Source organism: Synechococcus sp. MU1625 (assembly GCF_020514205.1).
Classification (GTDB): domain Bacteria; phylum Cyanobacteriota; class Cyanobacteriia; order PCC-6307; family Cyanobiaceae; genus Parasynechococcus.
Genome location: NZ_VTLA01000001.1, coordinates 167,126 through 180,156, shown reverse-complemented (window position 1 = coordinate 180,156; position 13,031 = coordinate 167,126). Strand labels below are relative to the sequence as shown.

Sequence of the window (13,031 nt, the reverse complement as noted above, 5' to 3'; positions counted from 1 at the left end):
CGATGAAGCTCGACTTCAACTCAGCTCGAGGCCTCGGCGCGACCCTCCGAACACTCGGCTTTGAGATTGATGTGGCTCAATTGAGCCAGGGCGCTCTCGATGGAGTCTTCCACCTGGGTGGTTCGCGGCAGCTGCCGGTCTTGTCGATCCAGACCAATCAAGACCTAGTGCTTCACGGCAACAGGCGCCCGGGGATGTTGCCCATCAGCTTGAACACCACCGATCAGCAGCCGGTGGTTCGTGGCGCGGAAACTCATCCGGGCTCCATTCATGGTTTTCATGCAGGCCTGACAGACACTTTTTTTCTGCTTCCCTCAGGGGCTCACATCCAGGTGGCGCTCGTCTCGCAGAGAAGGCTTGAACAGCTCGCCACCACCACCGGCGACCACCAAGTGCTTGAGGTCATCCATGGTTCCAATTCCGCCAACCTCCACCCCCAACGGTTTCAAGAAATCAGCGCGTTAATCCAGGACCAACTGATGGGAGTGGCCCAGGAGGATCTGGTCGAGGTCGCGATGCTTGAAGCCTTGACACCGCATGAGCTGAAGGGAACAGCGAGTGGTGAACTCGGCGTGGGGACCGCCCTAATGAAGGATCTGGTCAGATGGGGGTTCGAGAACAGCCGCCAGGCCATCACGCTTGACGATCTAAGCGCAACGATCTTTGCCTCACGCTCCTCCATCGTTCAGCACTGTCGTCAGACCTTCGGCATCGGTCCCATGGCGCTGCTCAAACAGATCCGGCTCGCTCAGGTGCAACACGCCCTGGGAGAGCCGGACGTGCAACACGCCATCCGCTGTCGAACGGTGCAAGAGGTTGCCTCCCATTACGGTTTTCAAAGTCGCAATCACTTCGCTCGGGATTACCGCAACCAATTCGGAGAATCCCCAAGAGCGACACTTCAACGGGCATCCGATCCGGGGATTGGACTCCAGTCGGTCTCGGTCGCCCAGAGTCCCCAGATCGCCATGGCCCGGAGGTAATGACAGGCCCGGTAGGTGTTCACAGCAGTGATGGCTTCAGGGGTGCGGAACTGCAAGCCGCCGGAATACACCTGCTCGACCACCGCGGAGCAGATGGCTTCCGCCGTCTGCTTCTCGCCCATCAATCGGTAGTAGCTGGCAATCCCGAAGTTGATCCCCGTCCACACCTCCAGGGGGTGGGTGCCATTGGGATCCAACGGAGTGCCATCCCGGCGTAAGCCGTTGGCTACACCAAGGGATCCGCCATCAAAGGCCTCGAAACAAGCCTCTTTGACGGCCTTCAACGTGCTGCGACTGTTGCTGTCACTCACCACCGGCGGAAGACCTAACAAGCGTGCATAGAAATCTCCGCAAAGCTGATCGGCCATGACCACCGGCGTGCCGCTCTCGGCATCGATGTCGTAGTACTCGCCGTTCCAGAGCAACTTGTCGAAGTTGCCACGGGATTGCTCCAACCAACCGCTGAATTCCTTCTGCTCGGCTGAGGTATCAAGACCTGTCTTGAGCTGCAGAGTCTGGGCAATGGCAAGAGCAGCCTCGAGAGCCGCGATCCAGAGGGCACCGCAATAGGCACTCACCCCCTTCAGAGGCCAGTCATCGAAGGTCTGATCTGGAGCACCGCCGTTGTCGGGCAAGCCATCATCGTTGACGTCGAAGGTCTTGAGGTAGCGGAGGGCCTCGACAGCCGCCGGCCAGCAGTCGGCCAAGAAACGAATGTCTTCACCGCTGGGCGCCAGCTTGGACGTGCGCCAAACCTGCAGGACAAAATCACTACCGAGATCTTTCCAGAGGTTGCAGTCCTGATAAGCGGTGTAGTTGGTTGCATCCCAGGGAATCTCGTTGGGAGCCCCTAGATCATGGGGCGTGGCTCCTTTCACCTTGCGGTCTGCCTCCACCCGGCCTTTGCCCTGGGTGAAATACCAACCGATCGGCCGCTGCGTGGCATCCGCCGCCGGAATGGCCCGGGCAAAACTGCGCAACACGGCCTTGTCGAGCTCGGGCCAGAGCTGCAACAGGGCAAAGGATCCATACAGACGAACATCGAGGCTCTCGTACCAGGCGTAGTCGAGGCACTCCAAAACGCCGAAGCGGCCGTGGGGATCATCGGCTGAGGCCGCGCTCCAGAGACTGCCGCCACTGCAGAGGTCGTAGAGCTCATTGAACAGAGCCATCCGCAGCGGTTCCGGCAAGTCCTGGCGTTGCAGCACCGGCTGCTGCCAGGCCTCGATCTGCTGGCGCCACGTCTGCCAGTCGCGCAGCGCTTCAGCGGCAATGGCAACCGCCTGGTTGCCATCAGCACCGAAGAAGTCGGTATAGCGGCGCAGAGCTTGGCTGCCGGTTGCAAAAGCCGTCACGGGAAGATCCCAGCTAATCACCACCGGGATCTCGATGCTCTGCCCGGGAGCCAGCTGACACTGCACCGCCAGAGCCGCGCTGAGGGGATCATCGGATCCACTGCGTCGATCGTTGTTGCTCTCGGGGATGGAGCCATCGGCACTGAAGCTGTCCCACAACTCACGGCCATCGCCGCTGGGATTCCATCGGCTACAGCGCTGGACGGTCACACCAGGCTGCTCGGCCGTGGCGATGCACCACTGCCCCTCGCCTTCGGCGACGGGTTTGGAGACGTTGCCCTCCAGCACCACCCCCTTGAGGGAGCCATCCTCAACGCAACGATTGCGCTGACCGTTGGTCATGCCGATGGCCGGGGCGTAATTGTGCTCGGGGCTTCCGTCATCGCGGAAGTGAACCTCGGCCGAGGCATCGGTGTTGGTGAACCAGCCCGTGGTGTTGCGCCAACTCAACAACAACGACAAATCCAGAGGCTGGTCGGTGGGATTGCGCAGCGTCCAGACGAACACCGCGACCGGATAACTGGTGCGCTGATAGTCCCCAGGCAGGATCGGACTGAAGGCCTCACATCGCACCTCAGCGTCATAAACCCCCTCGTAGCTGGTCCAACTCAGCGGGTAACGGGCGGCGTAGATGCCGGTGCTGCGTTCCGGCGTGCTGGCCGGATACCACTCCCAGGCCTTTAGGGGCTGGCCAGCCTCCGGACGCGACGCATCCTGATGGGGCTGAACCGCCAGGGCATGAGCCCGATTGCCCCGACCATTCCCCTCAAACAGAGCGAACTGGCAGTCGGGTAATACGCCGAACCAGTGCTCACCACCATCGAGGTGCCAGAGGTTGATGTTGCCGTCGGGGGCACGACCGAAGCAGCCCGCCCCGAAGCCCCCAAGCGGCATGCCGTGGTTGGGCCCGTCATCGAGGTTGCTGACGTAGCGAACCGTGTAGGGCTTATCCCAGCCCAGGCCAAAGGGATGGCTCCAGCAGGCCTCCGGTGGTTGCCAATTGGAGGTTTTGGCGCCGCGGCCCAGCAGGGAGTTCAGAGCGGACCAACCGAACGAAGCCATGCAGGGGCCGAGAGTCGCCCCAGATTGCCAGGTTTACCGCGATCAGCCAGCGGTTCAGATCAGCCCGTGGACAAGGGTGATGGATTGTCCTCGGCGTCGAGCAGGGCATCCAGCGTGACCGCCGTGCGAACCAAGGATTGGTAACGCTGGAGGCTGCGCCGGTTCTGATCCAGCCAACGACCGGGGGCCGTCCCCTCAAGGTCGGGCTGATCAGGATCGAGCAAGGGGAGATCGTCCTCCCGCGCAATCAGGGCGATCACAAGTTCATGCAAACGCTGACGGCGATCGTGGGATGGGGTCATGCCACCTCCATCAAGTCGTGCAGGCGCTGTTGCGCTTCAACGGGCAGGGTCACAGGATCGGCGATGTAGCTCCGAGCTTGGGCAATCCGAGCCTGAATCGGTGCCTCCGCCACGAACCAACTGCTGAGCCCAAGTTCGTCATAAATCCGCTTCACCGCCGCAAGGGGTTGGCTGACCAGCGCGTCGTAGGGCAGCTCAATCAACTGACCCTGAGGGATCCGATGCCGAGACGCCTCAAAGGCCTGGAGCAGCTGGCGATGGGCCGCCACCGTTTCCTCCACCTGGGTCACGGCATCGGGCACGGGCTGGAGCCCCACCAAGCCACCCAATCGCTGCTTCACCTGAACCAGCGAACGGATCGAAGCCTGCGGATCACGAGACAGCACCACGAACCGCGCCTTGGGGAAATGCCGCAGCACCAGCTCCACCCGGGCGGAATGAGCACTGTTCTTGATCAGCAGACCAGTCTTGCCCGGGCCGTCGTGGAGCCAGGTGAGCTTGGTGAAGAGCAGCCACTCTCGCTCAAACGCACGGGACAACCCCAGAACGTTGCGACGGAAAAACCATGTGTAGGCCTGTGGGAAAGCCATCCCCGCCATGTTGGTGTCCATGGTGAGTCGTGCCAGACCAACCTCATCTTCCTGGGGATCGTCCGGTCCCCAGGGCACCGCATCGATCGGCCGCTGCCGCGTCATGAACGCTTTGAGTACCGAACGAATCCAGGGTTTGAGCAGCAACGCCACCTGCGGCGCCATGGTCAGCGAATTGCGTGCCGTCGCCAGCGTTGGGTCGCAGGCCAGCAACTGATGCAGATAGGTGGTGCCACTGCGCCAGTGGCCAATCACCACGATCGGGTCGTCTGGAAGTTCGACCTTCTGCAACCGGCGAGCAAACAGCCAGGACTGAACCCAAGCCAGGGGCTCCACCACCAGCCCACTGAGTCCCATCACCAGGCTCACCCTCCAGCAGGAGAGGGCCGGACGACGAAGCTGCAAACCTCGAAGCAGCACCGCAGGTCGCACAAAGCCTCCCGCCACCAAGCGATCGACCAGCAAATCCCCCCGTCCCATGGCCCAACAAACCCTGACACCAGAATGACGGGATGATCGATGTGATCGGTACCGACGCGGGGGCTCCAGCCTCGCTGCCCGCTCCACAGCAGAAGCTGCTGCGGACTGCCGCGCTGATTGCTGCGCCACAACGGTTGCAAGCCGCTGTGAGGGAGTGGCTGGGGGACGACCTGCAGGAACTGATCAGCAGCGACGACCCGCGGGCTCTCGTGGGCAGCCTGCAATCAAGACCGGCGGCACAATCTGTGGTGGTGCTCGCCAGCGGTGATCCGCTCTGGTTCGGCCTAGGGCGCATCCTTTGCGACCGCATCGGTGCGGAGCGGCTTCGGTTTCATCCCGCCCCCACATCGCTGCAACTGGCCTTCGCCCGCATCGGTCGCCCCTGGCAGGACGCCGACTGGGTCAGCCTGCATGGACGGGACCCCGAGATCCTGGCCAGCGCCTTGCAAAAACGACCGGCGGCCGTGGCGGTGTTGACGGACCCCAACCAGGGTGGCGCTAGCACCGTGCAGCGGATGTTGCGCAGCAGCGGCCTTGAAGCCAGCACAGACCTGTGGCTCTGCGAAAACCTCGGGCACGCCGATGAGCGGGTGCAGCAGATCGCCCCAGGCACGGCCCTGCCGGAGGATCTGCATCCGCTGCTGATTGCACTGCTAATCGCACGGGAACCCGCCGTGCCGGATCTGCATGAGCTGCCGTTGTTCGGGCTCGATGACGGGCTCTACCTGCAGCACAGCGATCACCCCGGACTGATGACCAAGCGGGAGGTGCGCGTCCAACTGCTGGCCGAACTCGCCTTGCCTGAGCACGGCGTGCTCTGGGATCTGGGGGCGGGTACCGGCAGCGTCGGACTGGAAGCTCTGCGCCTGCGCCCACGGCTGCAACTGCTGGCAGTGGAACGGCGCGCCGGTGGCGCTCAACTGATCCAGCGCAATGCGCAACGGCTAGGCGTCAGCCCCGCAGTAGTGCTGGAAGCAGACGCCATCCAGGTCATGAATGGCGCCCTTCCCAAGGAGCTCAGCCATCCAGATCGTGTTCTGCTCGGAGGCGGAGGGGCGCAACGGGAGCGCTTGCTGCAGCTGGTTGTGGAGCGTCTGCGGTCTGGAGGCGTTGTCGTGATTCCCCTGGCCAGCCTGGAGGCGTTAGCCAGCGTTCGGCCCCTGCTCGAGAACGCCGGGTTAGCGGTGCGCGTGCAACAGCTGCAGGCCTGGCGAGGACAACCGCTGGGGGACGGCACACGCCTGGCTCCGATGAACCCAACCTTGATCGTGACTGGAACGAAGCCAGATTGAGACGACTTCAGTTGGAGGGTGTGACCGGGGCAATCTGAACCGGATCGCCGACGCCAATTCCAAGCCGCTCCGCCTCCCCGGCACCGATCTCGATCACCGCTTCAACAAAATCAGCCCGTCCGTTGCCATCCGCATCAGCGGCGTAGGACCGACAGGGCAGCGCAGCGCAGGTTGGAACTGCGCGAACCAAATCGAGCACCCGCCCATCGCGAACAAAGATCATGTCCAGAGGCGCAAGGGTGTTGAACATCCAGAAGCGCTGCGGCTGCGCGGTGGAGAAGGGGAACCACATCCCGCGCAAGGGCGGCAGGGCTGGCCGCCGCATCAAGCCCAGCCGCTGCTGCTCCGGAGTGCGGGCCACCTCGAGATCAATGCAACGCTGCTGGGCCACGCACCAGCGGGCACCAATCGGCAACCACTGCGGGGGCGGCTCAGGGGGCAGAGCATCCATGGCCGCTCAAGCCTCCGGCAACACCTGACCAAGGCAGTAGCCCCGGCCGCGCACGGTGTGCAGCAGACGGCGCTCACCGCCAGCCTCCAGCTTCTGGCGCAGATAACGCACGTACACCTCAACAACATTGCTGCTGGACCGCTCCCCTTGCCACACCTCCTGAAGCAAGAGATCACGGCTCAACACCTGGCCCCGTCGCCGCAACAGCACCTGCAGGAGCATGAATTCCCGCGCCGTCAAAGCCAACACACGCCCCCCGCGACGCACCGTTCGGCTGGTGGGATCAACGCTGAGATCATCGAGCTGAAGCAGCACCGGTCGCTGACCCGACCGCTGCTGGATCGTGCGGTGCAGGCGCAGACGCAGCAGCAGATCGCTGGGCCCGATCTCAGACAGCCAGAAATCGTCGGCGCCGGTTCCCAGGCAGGAGGCGCGCGCTTCAACGCTGTCGCGTTCCAGGTCCAGCAGGATCGGCATGCCCCCGAAACGGTTGCGCAGATCCTGAATCAAAGCGGCCTGATCGGCCGCCAGCACAGCAGCCACAGGGGATTCACCCGGTTCAGGGGCATGGGCCGAAGGGCCGGCACTGAGCCAGTCGAGGGTGGCGTAGCCCGATGCAGCTAGACGGGGCGCCAGGGAAACCGCCGAAGGGCCTGCCAACAGCAACAGGGGATCAGCATTCATTCCCGCTCGGGCTTGGCGATGTGGGGCAGACCCCAACCCAGTTTGTTGCGCAGCACCTGGAAGAACTCATGGTCGGCGAGGCGCACAAAGCGCACGGGGTGATCGCTGCGACGGATCAACACCCGATCTTCCGGCCAGACATAGCAACCAGCACTGCCGTCCACCACCATCATCAGGCGCTCCGGCGTGGCCGGAAACACCGTGACAGGTTCACGGTCGCTGAACACCAAGGCGCGGGACGCCAGGGAATGGGGCGCGATCGGGGTGAGTTGCAGCACCGGACAATCGGGCGTGATCACCGGCCCACCGGAGCTGAGGGCATAGGCCGTGGATCCCGTCGGCGTGGAGAGGATCACACCATCGGCAGCGATGTCCACCGGGGCATGGCGGCCAATGGCGATCTCGAAGTGACACATGCTCGTAAGCGGCTCACGGTGCAGTGCCATCTCGTTGAGAGAAAGCGCCTCCCAACGGCGCTGATCGCCCCGCATCACACTCACCACGAGGTTGCTGCGTTCCTCGATCGTCCATTGCTGGGTAAGCACCACGTCGAGGGCCCGGTCCAGATCATCGAGATAGGCCTCCGCCAGGAATCCCAGATGACCGGTGTTGATCGTGAGAATTGGGATCCCTATAGGTGCGGTCTGACGCGCTGCGGAGAGAACCGTGCCGTCACCACCAAGCACGATGGCCAACACCATCGATTGGTCGAAGCCCTGAGGCACGCAGGCGCTGTAGCCCCGAAGCCGCAGGTGCTGATCGGGGTTAGCAAAGCCCACCATCCCCCCGGAGCTGCTGGCCCGCTCCACGGCATGGCCGGCTGCCTCTAGGCGCTGCTGAATCGTGTCCGCCGTCTGCACCGCCAGCGGCTTGCCGTCATTGACGATCAGTCCAATGCGGGGCACTGACCGCCTCAGATGCAGAACGAGATCACTTTATGAGCCTTGGCGGAAACGGAATCAGGCTGGGCTGCATTCGACACAGAGGCCCTCCGTGGGGCGGTACAGGGCCTGGGACGATTCGAGCGTTTTTATTTGTCGGCCAACAAAAAACCTCTAATTTTGATGGGATTTCTACCCAGATCGGCATGCGTCGCCTTCTTCTACCGCTCGCTTTTGCCATCCCTGCACTGTTCAGTACAGGTGCTCAAGCGTCGGAAGATCTGGCTTGGTCTTACACCCCTTGGGTGACTCAAGACTTGCTTGCTCAAGCCGAGGGTGATGAGACTGCTTCAGAGGAAGAGGACGATGACAACGACTGGCGGCTTTACCTCGATCTCTACGGATTTCTACCGCACGAGAATGAAGGGACTATCAAGCTGGATGGAAACACCAACAAGGGCAATTTGAGTCTTAGCGACATTCTTGAGAATGTTTCCAGCATTGCGACAGTTCGTGCAGGTGTAGAACGAGGGCGCTGGGGCCTGCAAACGGGCATTTTTCACGGAGCTGTTGACTTCAACGACAGTGGATCGAAATATGTAACGCGTGATCACTCACGCGTCCGGAAACTCACCGGCGACAAAGTGACGCGCAAACTCACCCTCAAAGGTGATGTCGAAGGAGATTTTCACCTCGACCAAACCTTGATCGATCTCGCTGTGCGCTACCGCGCGGGTGATGTTCAGCGACCAAAAATGGACCAAGGAAGCTTCAGCTTTGTTGGCTTCGCAGGAGCACGCCTCGTGGATGGCACCATCAAAACCGATATCGACGTTGAGTTGTCTGCGTCCTACGAGGGCCCAATCGTTAAGGCTGAACGCTCCAAGAAGCAAAGCTTTGGCGATTCCTGGTCACACACCTGGGTGCAGCCATTGATCGGAATGTACGCCACTTATGCCTTCAGCCCTGACTGGCAAGCTTTTATGTATGCGGACGCCGCTGGTTTCGGTCTGGCCGGTGAAAAGGATCTCAGCGGGAACGCACAAGCAGGCATCGCCTACGCAGTCGGAAATTCAACCCAGATTTCGCTGTCGTACAAAGTCTTCGGCCTGGAATATTCAGCCTACGGCAATGACAACGGATACAAGACCTTCTCCCACGGACCCAACATTGGCATTCGCTTCCTCTTTGACTGAGACTGAACAAGAATCGGGATATGACTCCATCGCATCCCGATTCTTGTTTGGGTCATTTCAATGAAAAAGCTTCAGATGAATACTCAACGGTTGTCTTGTCTGATTGAACTTGCAACAGGAACAGCATTGCTGCTGACGCCTGGGCTGGCAATGACGCTGATCGTTGGATCATCCCTTCCCAACGGCGGGAATCAGATGGCCCAACTGTTTGGAGCCGCAATCATCTGTCTCGGGTTGTCCTGTTGGTCCAACAACCAATCGTCAGGCCAAGGTCTGAGGCCAAGCATTGGCCTGACGATGTACAACATCATCAGCGGCCTCCTGCTGGCTATCTTCGCTTTCTCAGGCGATGCAATGGCCTCTGTTGCACTCCCTGCAGCCCTGCTTCACATCGCACTTGGCGTCGTTCTACTCAGGAGAGAACTCAAGGGCCGGCATTCAAACCAGCCCTAACGGTCGGCAGCGCAGCGAAAACCCATGTGACAGGTTGCTGTGTCCAGCGTTTGGCCCATCAAGGCAGAGGGCCGAAACCGATGGCAATAGTTGTCGGCGCAAAGAAATGAACCGCCCTTGATAACACGTCGTTCCTGCTCACCTTCAGGAACCGCGTACGGCGTTGACGTCCACTCCCAGACGTTCCCGCAAACGTCAACAAGTCCGTAGCCGTTGGCAGGGAAGCTTCCAACGGGTGATGTCCAAAACCAACCATCGGTCTCTTGGTTGTCCCAAGGGAAAGGGCCCTGCCAGACATTGGCCAGCCAACGACCATCAGGAGTCTTGTCGGCACCCCAGGCGTAGTCCTGATCCACCAAACCACCACGCGCCGCAACCTCCCACTCGTCTGCCATAGGCAACCGTTTGCCAGCCCAATCGGCATAAGCAAGGGCGTCCTCGAAGGCGACATGGACAACGGGATGCTGCATCAATCCGTCGAGGTTGGTGTCAGGCCCCTGGGGATGGCGCCAGTCAGCACCAGCAATCAGTGCCCACCAGGAAAGAGGTTCACTGCGATCCACCGTTGGGGGCGGCGGCAAGAAAACAACAGACTCGGGAATCTGCTCTTCAGGCGGAAGATCCGGATACAGCGTTGGATCAGGAGGACGCTCCGAAACCGTTTGGTAGCCGGTGGCTTCCACGAATTGCAGAAACTCTGCGTTGGTGACCGGTGCATGATCGATCTGAAATGAATCAATCGACACCTGTCGGATGGGAGCTTCCTCGGGGTAAAAGCGATCAGAGCCAACTTGATAGTCACCGGCCGGGATGGCGATCATTCCATCCCGGCAATTCGACATCGAACTAGACACGATCAGCCTTGCTTGGCATCAGTGTCTTTGGGGTAGATCTGAAGTGTCACCTTGTCGATCTGGCCGCCATAGGCGCTGTAACGACGGGGCCCGATGGTCTTGATGGTGACCGCTGAGCCACGGTCGAGACCAACATCAGCACCTTCGTCAATGGAGAAGCGCGATGCAATCGTCTTCTCCAGGCGGCCTTCAGCGACCACCTCACCGTTGAGTTTCAAGCGAAGATCAGCTCCTTTTCCAGCGCCACCGCCGTCGTAGTCGAGTTCGAAACGAATTTCGGATTTACCGGCGGGCAATGGCTTTTTGCTCGTCAGGGTGATCAGCTCTCCCATGTAGTTATAGGTATAGGAGGGCTTGTTGTTTTGAACATAAAGCGACCATCCACCAAATCGACCACCCTGGGAGAAGATCACGCCATCTTCTTCGCCACCTTTCACATCAACAAAGGCCGTTACACTGTTCGACACGTTCTTCACATTGAGAATCGAGTCTTCGACCATGTTCCAGGCATAGGGATACAAATCCATGGATGTCCGATCACCCAAAAGTGTCGGCCGGCCAGCAACAGAAGGAACTAGGCGCTCAAGGAGACGATCATCAAGGGGCAGCACCTGATTTTCAATCGCCTCTTCCATAAACTTCTTCTTCATTGCTTCAAGGCGTTCCGGCTCCTGATCAGCAAGATTATTCGAGAGACTGAAATCCTTGGTGGTGTCGTACAACTCCCAACCATCATCTGCCGCAACCGTGTTCATTCTTTCAGGCGCCATCCAGGGATACATGATTGTTGCCCGCGCCATCCAGCCGTTGTGATAAATGCCTCGGTTGCCGATGATCTCGAAATACTGCGTGTTGTGCTTTTCTTTGGCATCCGGGTTGTCGAAGGTATAGATCAGGCTGGTTCCCTGCATGGGAATCTGTGGGATGCCATTGATTGTCTTGGGCATTGGCAAATTGGCGGCCTCAAGGATCGTTGGCGCAACATCATTCACATGAGAGAACTGCGTGCGCACACCACCAGCTTTATTGATGCGTTCGGGCCAATGAATCACTGTTCCGTTGCGGGTGCCACCGAAATCACCAGCCACTTGCTTGGAGAGAGCAAAGGGTGAATTGAAAGCGATGGCCCAAGCCATGTGATACATGGGATAGGTGGTTGGGCCACCCCACTCGTCAAGCTTGGCCTCCTGTTCGTCAGGGGTTTCTCCAACACCATTGAGATAATGGTTCCAATTCCATTGACCTGTTCGATCTCCCTCAACACTGGCGCCATTGTCGCCGGTGATATAGATCACCAACGTATTGTCGAGCTCGCCCAGATCTTCAATCGCCTGAATCAAACGGCCAGCTTCATAATCAGAGTATTCCGTAAAAGCAGCAAAAACCTCGGCTTGACGCGCATAGATTTTTTGCTGTTGCGGCGTGAGGCTGTCCCATTTGGGAATACTGTCTGGCGCCTTGGCCATCTGAGTGCCTTCGGGAACGATCCCTGCCTTGATCTGATTCTTGAGATTGCGTTCCCTGAGAACATCCCAACCTTCGTCAAACTTGCCTTTGTACTTGGCAATCCATTCCTTGCTCACATGGTGAGGGGAGTGAGAACCGGCGGATGAGTAATAGATGAAAAATGGTTTATCTGGCTTGATCGCTTTCTGCTGCCGCATCCAACCGATCGCCTGATCGGTCATGTCTTCAGTGAAGTGGTAACCCTCTTTCTGAGGTGCATCGACAACGGTAACGCCATCGTGGATGGTGGGTTCCCACATGTTGTCTTCAGCGCCAACGAAGCCGTAGAACTTCTCAAAGCCCTGACGCGTTGGCCAGCGGGTTTGAGGGCCGGCCGCCGTGGTTTCACGGCCAGGAGTCTCATGCCACTTACCGAAGGCAGCTGTGTTGTAACCATTCAGTCGCAGGATTTCTGCAACAGGCACCGCATAATCCGGCGCCACAGTGGAGTTACCGGCATATCCAGTTGCAATTTCTGGAATCGATCCTGTATTAACTTTGTGATGATTACGGCCGGATTTCAACGCCGCGCGGGTTGGAGCACAAAGGGCTGTGGTGTGAAATTTGTTGTAGCGAAGCCCATTATTGGCGAGCTTTTCCGCCGTCGGCATGTTCACCGCACCACCAAAGGCGGAGGGTGCGGCATAGCCCACATCATCAAGAAGGATGATCACCACATTGGGGGCATCGGCAGGTGCCGTCACCTCCCACTGGGGAGGCAATGGCACCTCTGAAGGGAGAACCTTGGTGACCTTCTCTGGCCTCGGCTCAGCAATCGGCAGATTTGTGCGATCAAACTGAGCACTATTGGCTTTATTTTGAAGTCCGAGATGAGTGGAGCAGGCGGCAAGAGCAAGGATGCCACCGCCTAAAGCAATCAGACGGAGTTTCATGAAACCTGAGATCAGATACAGGTGACTTAAACCTAGCCACATGCAGATC

Annotated in this window: 11 protein-coding genes; 3 read left to right on the top strand and 8 right to left on the bottom strand. The window is 59.6% G+C overall.

All coding sequences use genetic code 11. The features are described from left to right. The first annotated feature begins 2 nt into the window (after positions 1–2). Positions 3–983: a helix-turn-helix transcriptional regulator gene (locus tag FZX13_RS01020; RefSeq protein WP_226406493.1), complete on the top strand. Its 981-nt coding sequence runs from the start codon at positions 3–5 to the stop codon at positions 981–983. On the opposite strand, the gene FZX13_RS01015 is transcribed toward FZX13_RS01020, so the two are convergent. The 3 genes from FZX13_RS01015 to FZX13_RS01005 are packed head-to-tail and all read right to left on the bottom strand — an operon-like array spanning position 902 to position 4,772. Then, on the bottom strand, positions 902–3,400 hold the full coding sequence (locus FZX13_RS01015; protein WP_226406492.1) for a GH116 family glycosyl hydrolase: 2,499 nt from the start codon (positions 3,398–3,400) through the stop codon (positions 902–904). The two genes, FZX13_RS01020 and FZX13_RS01015, sit on opposite strands and share 82 nt — an antisense overlap. A gap of 59 nt (positions 3,401–3,459) precedes the next feature. After that, a complete protein-coding gene (locus FZX13_RS01010; protein ID WP_226406491.1) occupies positions 3,460–3,702 on the bottom strand; it encodes a hypothetical protein in 243 nt (80 codons plus the stop codon). Beyond that, entirely contained in the window at positions 3,699–4,772 is a 1,074-nt protein-coding gene (locus FZX13_RS01005; protein WP_226406489.1) for a sulfotransferase, read from the bottom strand. Before FZX13_RS01005 ends, FZX13_RS01010 begins: the two co-directional genes overlap by 4 nt. Positions 4,773–4,804: 32 nt before the next feature. Here FZX13_RS01005 and cbiE point away from each other — a divergent pair, with 32 nt between their 5' ends. Further along, complete coding sequence (cbiE, locus tag FZX13_RS01000) at positions 4,805–6,064, top strand: precorrin-6y C5,15-methyltransferase (decarboxylating) subunit CbiE (protein ID WP_226406487.1); 1,260 nt, start codon at positions 4,805–4,807, stop codon at positions 6,062–6,064. Positions 6,065–6,071: 7 nt separating this feature from the next. Here the strand turns inward: cbiE and FZX13_RS00995 are convergent, their stop codons facing one another. The 3 genes from FZX13_RS00995 to FZX13_RS00985 are packed head-to-tail and all read right to left on the bottom strand — an operon-like array spanning position 6,072 to position 8,104. Beyond that, positions 6,072–6,515: a DUF192 domain-containing protein gene (locus FZX13_RS00995; protein WP_226406485.1), complete on the bottom strand. Its 444-nt coding sequence runs from the start codon at positions 6,513–6,515 to the stop codon at positions 6,072–6,074. Positions 6,516–6,521: 6 nt separating this feature from the next. Then, complete coding sequence (locus FZX13_RS00990) at positions 6,522–7,199, bottom strand: winged helix-turn-helix domain-containing protein (RefSeq protein ID WP_226406483.1); 678 nt, start codon at positions 7,197–7,199, stop codon at positions 6,522–6,524. After that, positions 7,196–8,104, bottom strand: a complete 909-nt coding sequence (locus FZX13_RS00985) for an NAD(+) kinase (protein WP_226406481.1) — start codon at positions 8,102–8,104, stop codon at positions 7,196–7,198. The genes FZX13_RS00990 and FZX13_RS00985 overlap by 4 nt, the downstream gene beginning before the upstream one ends. Positions 8,105–8,286: 182 nt before the next feature. On the opposite strand from FZX13_RS00985, the gene FZX13_RS00980 reads away from it, so the two are divergent. Next, the gene (locus FZX13_RS00980; protein ID WP_226406479.1) at positions 8,287–9,276 is read left to right on the top strand and encodes a hypothetical protein; all 990 of its coding nucleotides are present in this window, start codon (positions 8,287–8,289) and stop codon (positions 9,274–9,276) included. Between the two features lie 449 nt (positions 9,277–9,725). Here the strand turns inward: FZX13_RS00980 and FZX13_RS00975 are convergent, their stop codons facing one another. Beyond that, a complete protein-coding gene (locus FZX13_RS00975) occupies positions 9,726–10,571 on the bottom strand; it encodes a formylglycine-generating enzyme family protein (protein ID WP_226406477.1) in 846 nt (281 codons plus the stop codon). A 14-nt stretch (positions 10,572–10,585) separates the two neighbouring features. Continuing rightward, positions 10,586–12,982 (bottom strand): arylsulfatase, encoded by a 2,397-nt coding sequence (locus FZX13_RS00970; RefSeq protein ID WP_226406475.1) that lies wholly within the window; start codon positions 12,980–12,982, stop codon positions 10,586–10,588. Between the last annotated feature and the right edge of the window lie 49 nt (positions 12,983–13,031).

Bases quoted from the DNA above. Each gene is read 5' to 3' on its own strand.
- FZX13_RS01020 (WP_226406493.1), top strand. From the start codon at position 3: ATGAAGCTCGACTTCAACTCAGCTCGAGGCCTCGGCGCGACCCTCCGA.
- FZX13_RS01015 (WP_226406492.1), bottom strand. From the start codon at position 3,400: ATGGCTTCGTTCGGTTGGTCCGCTCTGAACTCCCTGCTGGGCCGCGGC.
- FZX13_RS01010 (WP_226406491.1), bottom strand. From the start codon at position 3,702: ATGACCCCATCCCACGATCGCCGTCAGCGTTTGCATGAACTTGTGATC.
- FZX13_RS01005 (WP_226406489.1), bottom strand. From the start codon at position 4,772: ATGGGACGGGGGGATTTGCTGGTCGATCGCTTGGTGGCGGGAGGCTTT.
- cbiE (WP_226406487.1), top strand. From the start codon at position 4,805: ATGATCGATGTGATCGGTACCGACGCGGGGGCTCCAGCCTCGCTGCCC.
- FZX13_RS00995 (WP_226406485.1), bottom strand. From the start codon at position 6,515: ATGGATGCTCTGCCCCCTGAGCCGCCCCCGCAGTGGTTGCCGATTGGT.
- FZX13_RS00990 (WP_226406483.1), bottom strand. From the start codon at position 7,199: ATGAATGCTGATCCCCTGTTGCTGTTGGCAGGCCCTTCGGCGGTTTCC.
- FZX13_RS00980 (WP_226406479.1), top strand. From the start codon at position 8,287: ATGCGTCGCCTTCTTCTACCGCTCGCTTTTGCCATCCCTGCACTGTTC.
- FZX13_RS00975 (WP_226406477.1), bottom strand. From the start codon at position 10,571: ATGTCGAATTGCCGGGATGGAATGATCGCCATCCCGGCCGGTGACTAT.
- FZX13_RS00970 (WP_226406475.1), bottom strand. From the start codon at position 12,982: ATGAAACTCCGTCTGATTGCTTTAGGCGGTGGCATCCTTGCTCTTGCC.